General features: G+C 69.5%; 17 protein-coding genes and 1 pseudogene. 7 read left to right on the forward strand and 11 right to left on the reverse strand.

What is annotated here, in order from left to right; translation table 11 throughout:
• Positions 1–130: 130 nt before the first annotated feature.
• From ACWC94_RS34155 to ACWC94_RS34170, 4 genes are all read left to right on the forward strand, one after another.
• Positions 131–910 carry an ABC transporter ATP-binding protein gene (locus ACWC94_RS34155; protein WP_450801173.1) on the forward strand — a complete coding sequence of 260 codons (780 nt, stop codon included), beginning with the start codon at positions 131–133 and terminating at the stop codon, positions 908–910.
• 96 nt (positions 911–1,006) lie between these two features.
• Complete coding sequence (locus ACWC94_RS34160) at positions 1,007–3,610, forward strand: ABC transporter permease (protein WP_450801174.1); 2,604 nt, start codon at positions 1,007–1,009, stop codon at positions 3,608–3,610.
• 121 nt (positions 3,611–3,731) lie between these two features.
• On the forward strand, positions 3,732–4,685 hold the full coding sequence (locus tag ACWC94_RS34165) for a hypothetical protein (protein ID WP_450801175.1): 954 nt from the start codon (positions 3,732–3,734) through the stop codon (positions 4,683–4,685).
• 749 nt (positions 4,686–5,434) lie between these two features.
• Positions 5,435–6,697, forward strand: a complete 1,263-nt coding sequence (locus ACWC94_RS34170; protein WP_450801176.1) for a pyroglutamyl peptidase — start codon at positions 5,435–5,437, stop codon at positions 6,695–6,697.
• 1,007 nt (positions 6,698–7,704) lie between these two features.
• On the opposite strand, the pseudogene ACWC94_RS34175 reads toward ACWC94_RS34170, so the two are convergent.
• Positions 7,705–7,955 (reverse strand): annotated as a pseudogene (locus tag ACWC94_RS34175) (DUF6207 family protein).
• Positions 7,952–8,242: a DUF5959 family protein gene (locus ACWC94_RS34180; protein WP_450801177.1), complete on the reverse strand. Its 291-nt coding sequence runs from the start codon at positions 8,240–8,242 to the stop codon at positions 7,952–7,954. Before ACWC94_RS34180 ends, ACWC94_RS34175 begins: the two are co-directional and overlap by 4 nt.
• 255 nt (positions 8,243–8,497) lie before the next feature.
• On the opposite strand from ACWC94_RS34180, the gene ACWC94_RS34185 reads away from it, so the two are divergent.
• The gene (locus ACWC94_RS34185; RefSeq protein WP_450801178.1) at positions 8,498–8,746 is read left to right on the forward strand and encodes a hypothetical protein; all 249 of its coding nucleotides are present in this window, start codon (positions 8,498–8,500) and stop codon (positions 8,744–8,746) included.
• On the forward strand, positions 8,746–8,916 hold the full coding sequence (locus tag ACWC94_RS34190) for a hypothetical protein (RefSeq protein ID WP_450801179.1): 171 nt from the start codon (positions 8,746–8,748) through the stop codon (positions 8,914–8,916). Before ACWC94_RS34185 ends, ACWC94_RS34190 begins: the two co-directional genes overlap by 1 nt.
• 281 nt (positions 8,917–9,197) lie before the next feature.
• Here the strand turns inward: ACWC94_RS34190 and ACWC94_RS34195 are convergent, their stop codons facing one another.
• The 7 genes from ACWC94_RS34195 to ACWC94_RS34225 form a co-directional block, all read right to left on the reverse strand.
• Complete coding sequence (locus ACWC94_RS34195) at positions 9,198–10,379, reverse strand: M23 family metallopeptidase (RefSeq protein ID WP_450801180.1); 1,182 nt, start codon at positions 10,377–10,379, stop codon at positions 9,198–9,200.
• 251 nt (positions 10,380–10,630) lie between these two features.
• Entirely contained in the window at positions 10,631–10,897 is a 267-nt protein-coding gene (locus tag ACWC94_RS34200; RefSeq protein WP_450801181.1) for a hypothetical protein, read from the reverse strand.
• A gap of 85 nt (positions 10,898–10,982) precedes the next feature.
• Complete coding sequence (locus ACWC94_RS34205; protein WP_450801182.1) at positions 10,983–11,843, reverse strand: PhzF family phenazine biosynthesis protein; 861 nt, start codon at positions 11,841–11,843, stop codon at positions 10,983–10,985.
• Positions 11,831–12,718: a carboxylating nicotinate-nucleotide diphosphorylase gene (gene nadC, locus ACWC94_RS34210; protein WP_450801183.1), complete on the reverse strand. Its 888-nt coding sequence runs from the start codon at positions 12,716–12,718 to the stop codon at positions 11,831–11,833. Before nadC ends, ACWC94_RS34205 begins: the two co-directional genes overlap by 13 nt.
• 66 nt (positions 12,719–12,784) lie before the next feature.
• Entirely contained in the window at positions 12,785–12,946 is a 162-nt protein-coding gene (locus ACWC94_RS34215; protein WP_450801184.1) for a hypothetical protein, read from the reverse strand.
• 62 nt (positions 12,947–13,008) lie between these two features.
• Positions 13,009–13,302 (reverse strand): DUF1330 domain-containing protein, encoded by a 294-nt coding sequence (locus ACWC94_RS34220; protein WP_450801185.1) that lies wholly within the window; start codon positions 13,300–13,302, stop codon positions 13,009–13,011.
• Positions 13,303–13,340: 38 nt separating this feature from the next.
• Positions 13,341–13,904 (reverse strand): carboxymuconolactone decarboxylase family protein, encoded by a 564-nt coding sequence (locus ACWC94_RS34225; RefSeq protein ID WP_450801186.1) that lies wholly within the window; start codon positions 13,902–13,904, stop codon positions 13,341–13,343.
• Between the two features lie 102 nt (positions 13,905–14,006).
• On the opposite strand from ACWC94_RS34225, the gene ACWC94_RS34230 reads away from it, so the two are divergent.
• Complete coding sequence (locus tag ACWC94_RS34230; RefSeq protein WP_450801187.1) at positions 14,007–14,282, forward strand: winged helix-turn-helix transcriptional regulator; 276 nt, start codon at positions 14,007–14,009, stop codon at positions 14,280–14,282.
• A 121-nt stretch (positions 14,283–14,403) separates the two neighbouring features.
• Here the strand turns inward: ACWC94_RS34230 and ACWC94_RS34235 are convergent, their stop codons facing one another.
• Together ACWC94_RS34235 and ACWC94_RS34240 are read right to left on the reverse strand one after the other, a co-directional pair.
• Positions 14,404–15,837, reverse strand: a complete 1,434-nt coding sequence (locus ACWC94_RS34235) for an MFS transporter (RefSeq protein ID WP_450801188.1) — start codon at positions 15,835–15,837, stop codon at positions 14,404–14,406.
• Positions 15,834–16,196, reverse strand: coding sequence for a MarR family winged helix-turn-helix transcriptional regulator (locus ACWC94_RS34240; protein ID WP_450801212.1), 363 nt, complete (start codon positions 16,194–16,196; stop codon positions 15,834–15,836). Before ACWC94_RS34240 ends, ACWC94_RS34235 begins: the two co-directional genes overlap by 4 nt.
• Between the last annotated feature and the right edge of the window lie 68 nt (positions 16,197–16,264).

Raw genomic sequence — 16,264 nt, forward strand, 5'->3', positions numbered from 1 at the left:
CGTCAGGGCGAGGCAGCAGCGGTGGTTCTGCCCTGTTGGCAGGGGCGTATTCGCGACCTGAGGGCGACGGATTCGACGGTGTGCCGCGGCCACGATGGTCTGGAGTTTCGCACCCCTTCCAGGAGCACTAATGCCGCAGCATGCCACGGCCGCACCCGGCCTCCGCGCCCCCTCCGTCGCCGCCCGCGCGATGGGCCTGACCAAGGTCTACGGCGAGGACGAGACCCGCGTCGTCGCCCTCGACTCGGTGACGGTGGAGTTCGGGCGCGGCCGGTTCACCGCGATCATGGGCCCGTCCGGCTCGGGCAAGTCGACGTTGATGCACTGCATGGCGGGGCTGGACACCATCTCCGCCGGATCGGCCCGAATCGGTGACACCGAGCTGTCCGGGCTGAAGGACCGCCAACTGACCAGGCTGCGGCGGGAGAAGATCGGCTTCGTCTTCCAGTCGTTCAACCTGCTGCCCACGCTGGATGCCCTGGAGAACATCACGCTGCCCTTGGACATCGCCGGCCACAAGCCCGACCGGGAGTGGTTGGAGCTGATCGTGGGGACGGTCGGCCTGGCCGGCCGGTTGCGGCACCGTCCGTCGCAGCTGTCCGGTGGCCAGCAGCAGCGCGTCGCCGTAGCCCGGGCACTGGCCGGGCGCCCGGAAATCATCTTCGCGGACGAGCCGACCGGCAACCTCGACTCCCGTTCCGGCGCGGAGGTCCTGGGCTTTCTGCGGGACTCTGTACGGGAGTTGGGACAGACGGTGGTAATGGTCACCCACGACCCGGTTGCCGCTTCCTACGCGGACCGGGTGGTCTTCCTCGCCGACGGACGCGTCACCGACGAGCTGTCCGCGCCCACCCCCGAGACCGTGCTGGACCGGATGCGGCTCTTCGACGCCAAGGCGCGGCCGAGCTGAAGCCGCCCGTGGCCGCTCACCGCCCCGTACCAGGGATCTCCCTCGCCTTCCGCATCCGCGCTCTGCCACCTCGCACCCAGGACTGAACCGACCACCATGCTGCGTACCGCCCTGCGCAACGTCCTTGCGCACAAAGCCCGATTGATCATGACCGCGCTCGCGGTCCTGCTCGGCGTCGCCTTCGTCTCCGGCACCCTTGTCTTCGCCGACACCACGGCGAACGCCTTCCGCAACGCCTCGGCCCAGAGCCTCAAGGGTGTGGCCGTTTCCGTGCGGGCAGAGGACGCCACCGCCACCGACACGGCAGCCGGTCCGGAGGGCACGTCAGCCACCGTCCTCGATGCCGCGCTGGCGCGGAAGATCCGCGCGCTGCCCGGCGTCGCCTCGGTGCGCCCCACTGTCCACGGCTGGGCAACCCTGGCCGGCAAGGACGGCCGCCCGGTCAACGCCGACACCAACGGGCAGAATCTCGCCACCAACTACCAGCCTGGCAAAGACGGCAGGGACAGCCACTACCCGATCAAGGAAGGCCGCGGCCCCGCCGCCGCAGGTGAGCTGGCCCTCGATGCCGGCAGCGCAGCGAAGGCCGGCTACCGGATCGGTGACATGGTCCGCTTCGCCACCGACGGACCCGCCCTGACCAAGAAACTGGTCGGCATCGTCACCACCGACGACCCCCAGGTCACCGCTGGGGGTACCCCCTCTGGGGGAGGCACCCTGACGCTCTTCGACACCGGGACCGCGCAGAAGCTGTTCCACCACTCCGGCCAGTTCGACGAGATCGCGGTCGCCGCCCGCCCGGGGACCGACGAGTACGCGCTGGCCGACCAGGTCCAGGCGCTGCTCCCGAAGGAGGGTGCCCGGGCCACCAGCGGCGCCGAGCTGGCCGCCGAGCAGTCCACACAGATCGCCAGGAACACCGGATACCTGACCAAGACGCTGCTGGTCTTCGCAGGCATCGCGCTGTTCGTCGGCGTGTTCCTCATCGCCAACACCTTCACCATGCTGATCACCCAGCGCAGTCGGGAGATCGCGCTTCTGCGGGCCGTGGGCGCCTCGCACCGCCAGGTCGTCCGCTCCGTCCTCATCGAGGCGGGTCTGCTCGGCCTCGGAGCCTCCGTCGGCGGATTCGCGCTCGGCCTCGGCATCGCCACCGCCATGCGCCCACTGCTCAACTCGACGGGCGCCGGGCTGCCCGACGGACCGCTGGTCATCACGCCCGCGGCCCCATTGGCCTCGCTCGCGGTGGGCGTCGTCATTACCGTTCTGGCGGCCTGGCTGCCGTCCCGCAGAGCCGCGAAGATCGCCCCCGTGGCGGCGCTCAGCAGCGTCGACCAGGCCCCGCCCGCCCGCGCCCTGAAGGTCCACAACGTGCTCGGCACCCTGCTCACCGGGGCCGGGGTGCTGGTGATGCTGTACGTCTCCATGCTCAAGGGCACCAACGAGTCGAACCTGATGGCCGCGATGCTCGGCGGTGTACTGACCCTCGGTGGCGTGATCGTGCTGGCCCCGCTGCTCTCCCGACCACTGATCGCGCTGGCGGGCAAGGTCACCACCCGCTTCTTCGGCGTCAGCGGCAAGCTGGCCAAGGAGAACGCGCTACGCAACCCGCGTCGCACCGCTGCCACCGCATCCGCCCTGATGATCGGGCTCGCCCTGATCACCGGTCTGACCGTCGGCGCCCACTCCGCCCAGGACGCCATGGCCAAGGAGGCCACCCAGGGCCTGACCGCCGACTACAAGGTCAACTACAACACCGGCCGCGGGCTCGACGCGGACGCCGCCGACAAGATCGCCCAGGTACCCGGGGTCACCGCGGACGCCCCCGTCACCACGGCGCAGCTCCACGTGCACGGTGAATACGCCGTCATCACCGGCACCGACCCGAACGCGTTCGGCAAGGTCGCACGGCTCGACTTCCACGCCGGCTCGCTGCACAACATCGGCCCTGGGAGGATCGCGGTCTCCGACGAGTTCGCCAAGCGAGCCGGCCTCCAGCTAGGCGCCACCCTCGACGCCGGGATGGGCGGCGCCATGGACGGCGGCAAGGCCGTGAAGCGGAAGCTGACGGTCGTCGGCATCTACGCCAAGACCCGCGCCGTCGACGATGCCTTGGGCACCCGCGCCGATGTGCTCCCGTACTCGGTGGCGAAGCAGTTCGACAACCTGCTGGTCAAGGCCGAGCCTGGCAAAGCCGCAGGCCTTGAGCGCAAGATCCGCGCCGCACTCGGCGACAGCCCGCTGCTGAAGGTCCGCACACAAGAGCAGCTCGTCAAGGACAACAACGAGAACGTCACCACGGTCCTCAGCATGATGTACGGACTGCTCGGCATGGCCGTCGTCATCGCGATCCTCGGCGTCGTCAACACCCTCGCCATGTCGGTCTTCGAACGCACCCGCGAGATCGGCATGCTGCGCGCCATCGGCCTCGACCGCTCCGGCATCCGGCAGATGGTCCGGCTGGAGTCCGTGGTCATCTCACTGTTCGGCGCGGTCCTCGGCATCGGTACGGGCATCTTCCTGGCTTGGGCCGCAGGCGGCCTGACCGCGACCTCGATACACGAATACGAGACCGTCCTGCCGTGGGACAGGCTGGGCACCTTCCTGGGACTGGCCCTGATGATCGGCGTCCTGGCAGCCATCTGGCCGGCCCGCAGAGCCGCCCGCCTGAACATGCTGCGCTCGATCCAGGCGAGTTGACCAAGGGACGGCACCAGCCGACGAAATCTCCCCAAAAAAGCCCTCTGAATGCGGCGCGGCCGACCAGCGGTCGATGCCGGAGCAGTTCCCGGAAAGTTCCCGACAAGCCAAGGAGATTCACGTGTCCACGCTGTGCACCACCCCTGCTCGTCGCGGGCCGCGGAAGGGCAGCCTGGTGGCGGGTGCCCTCGCCACCGCCTTCCTCACCGGCACGTCCCTGGTCGGCTCCCCCACCCCGGCCCATGCCGAGGACGGCAACACCTTCCTCAGGACCGAACAGGACGTCATCAACTACCTCAACCAGAGCCAGAACCGCCTGAACCAGTCGGAAGCCATCAAGGGCTACCCGGCTCAGGGACAGGACTCGCAGGAGGTCAAGCTCGAAGACGTCGAGAAGGCTTACCCGCACGATCAGGCGCTCGCGGACGTCCCGAACCAGCTGGGAGACCGGTTCAACCCCACATCGGGCGTCACCACCGAGGGTCCCGACATCCGCAAGAGCAGCAGCGATGACAAGGAACCGTGGCTGGACAACTGGGACGCCAAGTCGATGTGCGGCCAGCCCAGCCACAACCCCGGCGGCGAGCCGCAGCCCTGCGGCTTCGTCGGCCGCCTTGAGACGCCGTACCCGAGGATGAACAGCACGGACCCGCAGATGGGCAAGGCGGATTTCTCCTACAAGACCTCGGCCATGGTCGGCCAGGACACCAGCAGGACCACGGGCTGGTCCATCGGCGGAAACATCTCCTCACAAATGGAGATAACCGCCGGGCCGGCCAGCGGCGGGTCCGGCAGGGAGGCCAACTTCAGCTACAGCCAGTCGACCACCACCACCAACAAATGGACGAACACGGTGGACCAGAGCCGCAATGTCTCCATTCCGGACGGCGTGCTGGGGCGGATCGAGTCACGCGCCAACGCCGGCCAGTACCTCGGGTACATCGTCTACAAGCTCGACTTCAGCCCCGCCAACGGCGAGCGGAAGCAGAAGACGGTCCTCATCCCGGCACGCGTCATGATCCAGGCACCCGGCAGCGCGGCTCCGCTGTCGTGGATCAAGCGCCAGGACAACTAGCAGCACACCTCCCCAGGTCGCGGGCGTCGTAGAGCTGGTGGCCGTGTACTGGACGTTCAAGCTTGCCGGGATCATCCCCTGGTGGGCGGCCGGTTCCTGGCAGTGGTAGCCAGGAACCGACACACCGCATGAGGCAAGGGGCCCTCACAGCTTGCCGGCGGGGGGCCCTTTCGCGTACGACGCCGCAGGTCACCTGAAGGTGAGTCTCACTGGCGTGGTAGACCCCATCATGCCAATACCCGCCCGTGCCACACCACGGGGCAGGGGCAGGAATCCGAGACGACCGGTCCGGCGATGGGGTTGAACCGTGCCGGGACACGCGAAGATCATTGATCGCCGCCCTTATGAGGGGCTGTCTTGAGCGAGAGGCGCTCAGGCGGGCGACTGAGCGGTGGAGGCACCGGCCCGGCGCCTGTTCACCGGACAACTGGTGACCCGTGCAGCGCCTCCCAGATCGCGATGCGGGCGGGTGCGCCGGGGCGGGATGTTCCTGCTCAGGTCGTCGGCTACTCAGGGGTGAGCACGATCTTCTTACCGCTGGCCCGTCCGGTAACCACCCGGGCCAGCGCAGCCGATCCCTCGCTCAGCGGCAGGGGGTTCCGGTGCGAGTTTCAAGGTTCCCGCGGCGGGGGTTGCATACGGAGGCCGGGAAGATCGCCTGAACCGTGGCGTAGACCACTTGCGCCACGGGATACTTCCGGTGCCCGCCGCACAACGTGTCCCACGGCGATGGAAGGACTCGAACCGCCTTGAAATGCATACGTGTTCGACTTGGCATCCTTGGGGTTGCCCTGTTCACCGGCCTGTCCGTGCCCACGGCGGCCACTGCCGTTCCGACGACACCTTCGCCCACCGTCGAGGAACTGCGGCTCGACAGGGCCGTACCGCAGGAGATCCTCCGGCGCTCCGGATTCGACGACGCGGCACCGGAGTTCGCAAGTGAGCTGGCCAGCACCCACTCTTTCACACAAGCCCGGCGGATCGTCGTACGGGACGGGTCCGCGCTGTGGCGGCGGGCCGTGGCGCGGGCGCAGGGGCAGGGGCAGGGGCTGGCGGGCGGTGATCTCAGCCGGGACGACGACCGGCCCCTGTACTGGGCCCGGTTGGGGATGACACGGGAGTTGCGCACCTGGGAGCCGGAGTTTGCAATCACGGACGCCCAGCGGGACACCTTGCTGGATCAGTTGGAGCGGACCTCGCGCGGGCAGACCGACATCCGGTACCCCGGGCATGCGCACGTGAAGCGCATCCTGCTCACCGGGTTCGATCCCTTCACCCTCGACCGGGACATCCGTATCTCCAACCCGTCCGGGGCGACCGCGCTCGCGCTCGACGGTACGGTCGTCGAGACCGCGGAGGGGCCCGCGCGGATCGAGACTGTCGTGTTTCCTGTGCGCTGGCAGGACTTCGCCGATGGCAGGGTGGAGCGGACGCTGCGGCCGTACCTGCCGAAGGTGGACCTGTTCACGACCGTGAGCCAGGGCCGGGCCGGCCGGTTCGACATCGAGCGCACCAACGGGGCCTGGCGAGGCGGCTTCCCGGACAACGACAACGTCTCTCGGACGGAGACTGTCCCGGTCACGGATCCGGCCAGCCAACCGCAGTGGACGACCACGACACTGCCCTACACCGCCATCGTGGCCGCACACACGGGCCGGTTCCCGGTGTACGACCACACGGAGGTGACCGAGATCCCGGCGGGCGGCACCGATCCCGTCGTACGACCGGACGGCCCAACCCCCGGCTCCACGGCCCGCGCCGGGGGCGGCGGCAACTACCTCTCCAACGAGATCGCCTACCGGGCCACGCTGCTCCGGGACCGGCTGGGCCTGCATGACACGCTTCCCGGCGGCCATGTGCACACCCCAGTCCTGCAGTTCGGCGTCGGCAACACCGACCCCGCGACCGGAACGGTCACCGATCCGGAGTTCGTGCGCAACCGGCTGGACATCATCGACCAGGTGCGAGCCATCGTGATGGTGGCGGCGGACGCCGCACTCGTCAGAAAGTAATCTCCTTTGCGAGAGCGGGCGATCGTTGTCTGGCTGTCCGTACGGTGATCGTCGTGACGACCCGCCGCACTCTTGGCGCCTGTCCTCAGGCCGCGATCCGCGCCGCCCAGGCCGACCTTCTCGACGCCCTCCCCGGGGTCCGCCTGGCCGGCCTCGGGCACCTGAACCTCGGCTACGCCCCGTGGGGGGTAGGCATGAGCGGCTGCGAGATGTCCAGCGCAGACCTGGCCCGGGTCGTGCCACGGGTTGCGATGGGGCAGGCCGGAGAACGACGGTGGCGGCCGTACGGCGAAGTGCAGCGGCGCTCTGTCCACGGCGCTGCGGGTTCGGCTGTTGTGGTCTGGAACGCTAATTGTGCTGGTGGCATGAGGAGTTGGGGGCGAAGGGCGGGGATTTCTTGCAGGACGACAGGCGGCAGATTCAGACGGCGGTGCTGGGCAGTGCGGACTCGGAGGTGCCGCTGATGCTGCCGTTGGAGGCGATCGAGCCGGACGCTTTCCGTCGTCCCCATACGGACGACACGTTCTGGTGCGGTCTGCTGCTGGGCGGCTGCGGCGGCCAGTTGACCACGAAGCTCTACACCGATCGGGCCTGCCACTCTGCCCACCACCCGGGACCCGGACGGCCAGCCCCACATCTGCCGGCGCCGTGCCCGAGGTGTGGCCAGCGCCGACCATCTGTACATGAAGTCCGCAGCCGTCACTTGGATCCGTGAGCGGGGCGAGCAGGCCCGCTTCGACTTCGCTCGACCCGGCGGTGCGCCAGTCGGCTCCGTCGTGGACATCCAGTTCAAGGACCGGGGCTGCGGGTGCACCTGGACCAGGCGGTGGACCCCGAGTGGGACGGCGAGAGCAGCCGGTGCCGCAGGCGGGGGCGGGGAGCAGGGCAGCCGGCGGCCGGGCCCTGACCGGGAGGACGAGACCATCCCCGCGGGTGCGGGGACGACAGCACCTCCGGGGCTTCGCTCACCCACTGGTGGTGGTGCCGTGGTGTCGGACCACGCCTTTCTACGTGGCCGTCGACTCCGGCTCCGTCGGGGCGCCCTCCTTGATGACCTGCCGCAGATCGGTGTACATCCGCAGCCGGACACCGGGCTGGCCGAGGTCCCGGGTGGTGTGCTCGGCGGTCGAGGTGCCCACAGGCGGGCGATCGCGGTCTGGAAGGCAAAGACGGTGGCATCGTCACGGCCCGCCACGTCGATGACGAGCAGGCCGGGCTCGGACAGGTGCGCTTCTCGAATCGGGTCCCCGTCTGTCATCGCTTGCGATTGGGGCTCCACTCGTAGGTTCCTGGGGTCGTCTCGATGACTTCGCGGGGCCAGGTCTGCCGGACCTGTTCCAGGCGTTCGCGGTGCTCCGCGAGCCGGTCTCCCTGGGGTCGGGTTCCCAGGATCGTCGTAACGCGGTCCGGGTCGCTGACCTGGATCGAGAGCCAGTCGTCTTCGTGTACGTGGATGTCGAGGCTCAGGCCGCGGTCTCCGTCGATGCTGGCCGTCCCGTCCTGGGCCCAGGCTGGACAGTTCCTGCTCCCAGGAGTCCAGGTCATGCTGCAAGAGGTAAAGGTCGAGCCGGGCGTCGGCGAGAGGGTCCGTCTGCGGGCCGCGGCCGTGGCGTCCTATGCTCCTACGGCTCTGTCCTCTCGCCGTGGAGCACGGGGCCGCGGCATGCCAGCGAGACTCGGACGGGGAAGGGACGCCATGCGCGAACTGGCGGAGCTCGAGGAATGGGTCGCAGTGATCGATGCCTGCATCGAGCCCATCGCGACGAGGCCGGTGGATGTCACCGACCCTGACGGCGGAAGATGCAGGAGGGCCCGCGTCCGCTGGACGAGGCGGGGATCCGTCCCGAGGCCGAGGCGGCGCTGCGCGGCGTGCTGTCCCGCTACGAGGAGGGCGATGAGGCCGTGCGGAGCGCCCTGCGTGCGCTCCTGGAGCGGTGTCACTCGTTCTGCTGGGCCACGGTGCTGCCCTTGGAGCCCACACCCGAGGGCTTCCGGCAGCGACTGCTGGAGATGTCCGTCGAGGATCAGGGCCGCGACACACGGACATGATGGTCGCCCTGAACGATCTGTGCGGGCAGGCACGGGACGCCGGTGTCGACATCCGGCAGCTCCTGCTGAACGTGGCCGAACTGTCCAGTGACGTCGACAAGTACGGGATGGGCTCCACGCGGGACATCCTGGTCCGGGCGGCCGGAAGGGAGCCCGTCGGGCTCCGGTGAGCGTGCGGCATGGGAACGGGCACCGGAACCGGCCCGGCGTCCGCCTGTGGCGTGGCGTACGCGGGGTGCGATCCGGGCGGCAGGTGCCGCGCCGGAGTGTCGGCGGTAGCAGGGCGGGCTGTTGCCGTCGTACACAGGACGGCCATGGTCGCAGCGGTCGTCAACTGGCGTATGCGATGCCTCATGAGATCCGGTTTCCAGGCAGGTTGCGTAGAACCACCCTCGGCGCGCCGGCGGGACGTGCACCGAGGGGGGAGTGTGTGGAGGGGGAGGGGAGGCGGTCAGCTGCGGGGGCGTATGACACGTCCACGGTGGAGGCTTCCCCGGATCCCTTCGAAGCGCAGATCCAGGCCGATACCGCCGCGTTCGGCGTGCAGGTGGAGGTGCGGCTCCGTGGTGTTTCCCGAGTTGCCCACCTCCCCCAGGAGGTCGCCGGGCAGAACCTTGTCACCGGTGGTGACGGTGACGGTACCGGGACGCAGGTGGGCCAGTAGGACGCGTTCCCGCCCGGTGTCGATGATGACGTGGTTGCCGTAAAGCGGCGCGTACCGGATGTGCCCCGGAGTCTGCTCCTCGATCCGATTGGCGGCCGAGACCACTTGTCCGCCGCAGGGGGCGTAGACCTTGCGCCCGTAGCAGCGGTAGGCGTGCAGGGACCGGGAGGGCAGGAGGGGGCCGGCCACCCCCACGAGGTCCACCGCCCCGCGCTGTTCGGGAATCGACGCGTGGTGGTTGGTCGCCTTGCCGCCTCCCTGGAAGACACACCAGGCGCCGTCTTCGAAAGGCCAGCGCAGCGGTGCCGACAGCGGCGTGCCCCACTGATGCGAACGGGTCCGGTACGTCGACCAGGCCAGGTACCCGAGCACGCACAGGAGGATCACCGGTGTGACGGTGTCTTGGCCTTGCGGCAGGTGGACCAGGCGCCAGGACGTGAGGACCGTAGTGGCACTCAGCGCTCGTATCGGGTATGCGGTCCACCGTGGGAGGGTCGCCGGAGCGGTGAATGCCTCCAGGGTCAGCCACACGATCAAAGCGGCGGCACACACCTGGGCCCAGGCGGTGACCGAGGAGGCGGTCGCCGCCTCCCACAGCAGCCAGACGGCCAGCGCGCTGAGAGTGGCCAGCGCGAACAGTGGCCTCCACCGCGTCCATTGCTGGGAGCGGGAGGGCTGGTGGACCTCCCGGTCGATGCTCAGCGCCTTGAGAGCGCCGTCGGAGCCGGGCAGTGCCCAGGCGAGGACGCTTGCGTCGGTGCCGTGGATGAGCAGTCCGTCGGGACTGTCGGAGACGTGGGTGAAGGAACCGATGCGCTCTCGTGTGGCCTCAATGATCTCCTGCAGGCGTCGGGCACCGATGCCGTCGACCACCTCGGGGGCGATCCGCCTCCAGTCGCCCGGTTCGGAGCTCAGCAGGTTCTCCAGCGCGGCGACGGCGCCCTCGCGTCTCTCGTCTAGATCGTGCATGTGTGCTCCCACGGTCCGGGTATGCGGTGACGGTCTCGTGCCACCAACCAGGTAGAGGCCTTGGGCGAGTTGCCGGATGACGGGAAGGCGCAGGATGTGACCCAGCTGACGTCCTGGTTCCGCCAGTGCAGCGACCACATCATGACGCCTGGGCGAGAGTTACACGGTGAGATCCGCAGGCTCCGCAGGCTCCGCAGCGAACGGCCGTTGCCCTGATGATGCCGCTTGGCGGCGACTGTCTCGGCAGGGACTCACGCTGGTTTCGGCAGGTCCATCAGCGTGAGCTTGGCGGGGTCGATCACGACCGTGATGTCGGTGATCCGGCCGTCGACAACGGTGAACGCAAGGCCCGAGAGCGGGGTGCCGTGCTCGCGCCAAGAACTGGTCCCCGGAAGGCCGTTGACGAGCACCGGCCGCCCCTGCCTTGCTGCGCTGTGGGACAGTTGCGCGCCGGCTGCGACCTTGGTGGCGCCGAGGGTGACGACCACGCCGGACGGGGTGCCGACGGTCAGTTTCACCTCGGGATCGAGTACCCGCAGCAACTCCTCGAAGTCGCCGCGGCGAGCCGCTGTCAGGAAGGACGAACTAGATGGACGGCAAACGTCAAGCTTGCCGCACGACTGTTCGTGCGAGAGTTGCCTGGCCCCCAACTCGGACTGGGTGTTCCAGGTGGGTGTTGTCGATGGTTGCCGTGATGGTGGATGGGTTGCCGAGGAGATCGCCCATGTCGACAGTGAGGCGATCCGTGCCAAATCGGGCCATGTGCGCGGCCAGGCAGGCTGTGCTGTTGGCGTTGGCGATGTCCTCGGGGACGCCGATCGACGGGGCGAACATCCGAGCGGCTGCCTGGCCGTGCCGGTCCGGGATCGAGTAGGCGTAGCAGCCCAACAGGCCGTAGCGGTCGCAGGCGGCACGTAGCAGGGCGAAGTCTGGGGAGAGGTCGGCCAACGCGGCGCGCGATCGGACTGGCAGGAGAAGCCTCGGCCGCCCATTCGATGCCACGCAGGCGTTGCCGACGACGGCTTCGTCAGCCAGGCCGAGGCCGGCTGTGACCGCCCTTAGCTCGGGTGCCTGGGCGACGCGCAGGCTCACCGGGCCCGGGTCGAACGACGCTGTCACGCTGTCGCGGTTTCGGATGGCCCAGCCTTCGAAGCTGCGGCTCCTCGTACACAGCACGGCGTGGTGGTCGCTGCCGCCTTCGCGTATGGCGAGCAGCGCCAGGGCCGCGACGGTGCCGTGGCCGCAGGCAGGCAGTTCGCCTTCGGCGGTGAAGAACCGGAGCGCGTACGAGGGACGGCCGCGCTCAACTCCGGTGGCACGGATGAAGACGGCGTGCGAAGTGCCCAGTTCCCCGGGAATGCGGCATCGCTGCTCGTCGGTGAACGACGCTTCGTCGAGAACAGCGGTCGGGCTGCCGCCCCGGCCCTGCCGCTGACACGCGTCGATGACCACTACCTCGGGCATGGCACCGGGTCGGTCGTCAGCAGCATCGTCAGGTCCAGCGCGGGCGCCCTGTGCGTCAACGCGCCGACCGAGATGAGGTCGACTCCCGTCTCCCCGATGGCGCGGACGCTGTCCAGACGGACGGTGCCCGAGACCTCTAGCAGGATCCGGGAGGCGTCGGCACGCTCGGCCCGGATTTTCACGACCATTTCGATGTCGGCCACCGGCATGTTGTCGAGCATGATCCAGCGGGCCCCGGCATCGAGGGCCTCAACGGCCTGCGCAAGGGTCTGCACCTCGACATCGGTCTCCACCTTCTGCCCGGTGCGCGCCATCCCGCGCCGGACCGCGTCGATCGCGGTGGTCACGCCGCCTGCCGCGGCGATGTGGTTCTCCTTGAGCAGCACCATCGCCGCGAGGTTGAGCCGGTGGTTGCGGCCGCCGCCGACGGTCAGCGTGTACTTGTCCAGGGCGCGCAGGCCCGGCGCCGTCTTGCGGGTGTCCAGGATGCGCGCCTCGGTCCCGGCCACGGCCTGGACGTAGCGGTCGGTGAGCGTCGCGATGCCGCACATGCGCTGCAGGAAGTTCAGCGCCGTACGCTCCCCGGTGATCAGGCTGCGCGCCGAGCCGGACAGGCGCACCAGGACATCGTCGCCGGTCAGCCTTGCGCCGTCGGGGACGAGCGCTTCCACTGTGACCTTGGGGTCGACCTGGGCGAAGACCTCGGCGACCACGGGAAGACCGCTGGCGATGCCGCATTGCCGGGCGCGGATCTCGGCCACGGCCGCCAGGCCTTCGGGAACGCTCCACGCGGTGGTGATGTCCTGGCCCGACTCATCCTCGGCCAGGGCAGCGGCGACGGCGGTTCGCGCCGCCTGTGAGGGGAACTCTGTCATGGTCCGTGGTTTCCAGTCCTGTGGTTACGGGCCGAAAATCTGAGGTGTCCCGCGCGCGGACCGCTGTCAGAACCGGTTGCGCCGGCCGTCGCCGACTCCCTCGGCGGCAGTGGGCGGGGCGTCGGCAAGCTCGGCAGCCCACCGCTGCGACCACTCGGTGACCGAACGCAGGGCCTCGCGGGCGTCGTGGCCGAGCGGGGTGAGGGTGTAGCTGCCGTTGCACAGCACCTCGGCGAGTCGAGCCTCTTGGAGCTCTGTGAGCCTTCAGTGAAGCTCCGACTGGGCCTCGGTCAGTCGATGCCTTCGACGATGCGGAAGTCGCGCTCGACGCCGTCGGAGAGGGCGACCAGCGCCTCCTGGTAGGCCGCACTCTCGCGCGCCGCGACGGCCTGCTCGAAGCTGTCGAACTCGACCAGGACGGTGCGCTCGGCGATTCCGGCGTCATACGCCACGACCCGACCGCCACGGACGAGGGTCCGACCGCCCCCGGCCTCGACGGTCGAACGGGCCAGCTTGTTGTAAGCAGCCAGCTTCTCAGAGTCGGAAATGGTGCGGTAGACACTGACCCGGTAGCCCTGGGGCATGGAACCTCCAGTGTTGGGATGAGTGCATGTGACTTAGATCAGTGTGCGGAGATCGGCTCGGTGCCGGGTTCAAGGGGCAGGCGGAGCGCCCTGACGGCGAACGAGATGGCGTGGTACCAACCGCACATCAAGACCAGATCGAGTGCGGCATCTTCATCGGTGACAGCGACCAGGTTCGCCCAGGTGTCGTCGGAGAGGTCAAAGGTCGCATGGAGCTCGTCGACCGCTTTGAGCACGGCACGATCGGCGGTGTGCCAGCAGTCGTCCGTCGGCCTTCCCTTCGCGAGGGACGCGAGCTGCGCCGCGTCGAGTCCCACCTTCTCGGCGAAGCCCGCGACGTGCACAGCCCACTCGTAGTCGGCGCCACACAGCGCGGTGGTCCGGTCGATGACCAGCTCGCGCTGGCGCAGAGTGAGAGCGGAGCGCCGAGAGAAGTAGTAGCTTTCCCAGCCCGCGATGGAGCGGGCGAGCTCGGGCCGGCGGGCCCACACCCGGAACAGCTGGATGGGGGAATGCCCGAGGAGGTCAAGGGCCTCGCTGGCTCCCTCGCCATAGGGCGGCGAGAGCGGCTCGATGCGAGGCTGCTTCGATTTCAGAGGCATAGCGGGACGTTAACATTGACGCTTCGGAAAGGGAAGCAGATGACACGACCAACACCACTCCCAGGCCGCCGGGTCCGCGGCTCGCACACGGGGCGCCCGATCATGGCGCTCCTGGACCTCTTGGGCCGACGCTGGGCGCTGCGAGTCCTGTGGGAGCTACGGGACGGCTCATCTCCGACCTTCCGCCAGCTCCAGCAACGATGTGGCGGCGTGTCATCAAGCGTCTTGGCAGACAGGCTTCGCGAGCTTGGACAGGCCGACCTGGTCGAGAACGCCGGCGAGGGGTACCTGCTCACTGAACAGGGCAGGACCCTTCGAGAATCTCTCGCGCCGCTCGATGATTGGGCCTCCGGTTGGCGGCCCAAGGCGGGGGGCTGACGGCCGTGACGGCGGGACGGGCTCAGTCTCTCCAGTGGTCACAGAGTGTCACGACTCCATGTTCATCGGGGCCGGTGCCCGCCTTGCTGCAGAGGCTCCCCACATCGCCTGTTGGCGCGAGCTACGGGTTGGTCTCGGACGAGCGTCGGCGGGCGAGAGCGAGGCTTGTCAGTGTCGTGATCGCCACGGCGCCGATGCCGACCAGCGCCGCGGTGGTGTAGGCGCTGTCGTCGGGGAAGAGGTGGCCGGGGCCGGTGCCCGCGGCGAGGATCAGGCCGCCGATGGCGCTGCCCAGGGAGTACCCGACGCTGCGGACGACGTAGTGGAAGCTCATGGCGCTCGACGTCTCGCTCGTGGGGGTGACGGCCAGGATGACGCCGGGCATCGCGGCCGAGAAGCCGCCGACGCCGAAGCCGAGCACGCCCATCGCGGCGAACAGTTCGGCCAGGTCCGACCGGGCCGCCGCGAACAGGGCGAACCCGCCGCCGACCACGACGGCGCTGCCGGCCAGGAGCAGGGGGTCGGCGATCCGCGTCCGGACCCGCGGCGTGAGCTTGCCGGCGACGAACCCCAGCACCGAGAACGGGATGAGGACCAGCCCGGCGACGAAGGTCGTCAGTCCGAAGCCGTAGCCGGCGCCGTGCGGCGTCTGCGCGTACCGGGTGATGAGCGTGAGCAGGAGGTACATGCCGATCCCGCCGACGAACATGGCGAGGTTCGCCCCGGCGACCGCCGGGTGCCGCACCGCCCGCACATCGACCAGGGGCGCAGTGCTGCGCCGCTCGATCACGGCCCAGACGCAGAGCAGCACCACCGCGACGACGGCGAGGCCCGCCGCCACGGCGAGGTGCCGGCTCCACAGATTCCGTTCGCCGGCGAGGAGCAGCACCAGGAGCAGCGCAGCGGCCAGGACGACCGCGCCTGCCACGTCCACGTGGGCGGAGCGGCCTTCGGGGGCTTCGGGCATGGAGCGCCACGCGGTCAGGAGGGCGACGGCGGTGACGACCAGGCCGAGGCCGTAGGCGGCCCGTACCCCGCCGAGCTCGGCGAGCAGTGCGGCCAGCGGGTAGCCGACGCCGGCCCCGATGATCGAGACCACCGAGATCAGGGCGATCACGGCCGCGCTGCGCTCCTCGGGGAGGTGGTCCCGGGCCACGCCCATCATCAGCGCCGTCAGCCCGAGCCCGACGCCCTGGGCCGCCCTGCCGGCCAGCAGCCACGCGAACGGCAGCGGCAGCACGGTGAGCGCGCTGCCGGCGACGACGACCGCCAGCGTGGCGAGGATCGTGGCCCGCCGGTGCGGGCCGGCTCCGAGCCGGCCCAGGACCGGGGTGGCGACGGCGCCGCTGAGCAGCGCGACGGTCAGCGTCCACTGCGCGCTGCCGAGCGAGACGTGGAACGAGGTCGCCACGCTGGTGATGAGCGGCGTCCCGAGGCTGGCGACCGCCGCCACGACCAGAGCGATGAACATCAGGGCGGGGACCAGCAGCCGCGCCTCGGAACGCCCCACCGGGAACGCCTTCGCCGCGACCCCGCCGACCGGCTGCCCGGTCACTGCTTCGGCCCTTCGCGGTCCTGGCTTTCGAGCTCTGCCAGATGCTTCAGCGCCGGAAGGGCCGCCACCAGCGCCTCGACCTCGTCGCTGGTGAGCTCGCCGATCAACCGCTCGAACGCGTGGACGCCCGCCTGGCGCCGTGTCCGGACATAGGAGGCGCCGGCCTCGGTCAGGCACACCAGCGTGACCCGCTTGTCGGACGTGTCGCCCCGCCGCTCGACCAGGCCGGACTCCTCCATCACCCGGACCAGGGCGGTCATCGCGGGCTGGGTGACGCCCTCGACTGCGGCCAGATCGGTGATGCGCCGCGGGCCGGTCCGGTCGAGGGTGGCCAGGGTGGCGGCGGACGTCAGGCTCATGTCCCGGGGCAGGCGTCTCACGGCCCTGGTGGCCAGGCTGTAGAGGGCTGCCCCGATGGCGGCGGACG

This window comes from Streptomyces sp. NPDC001135, from assembly GCF_053598395.1.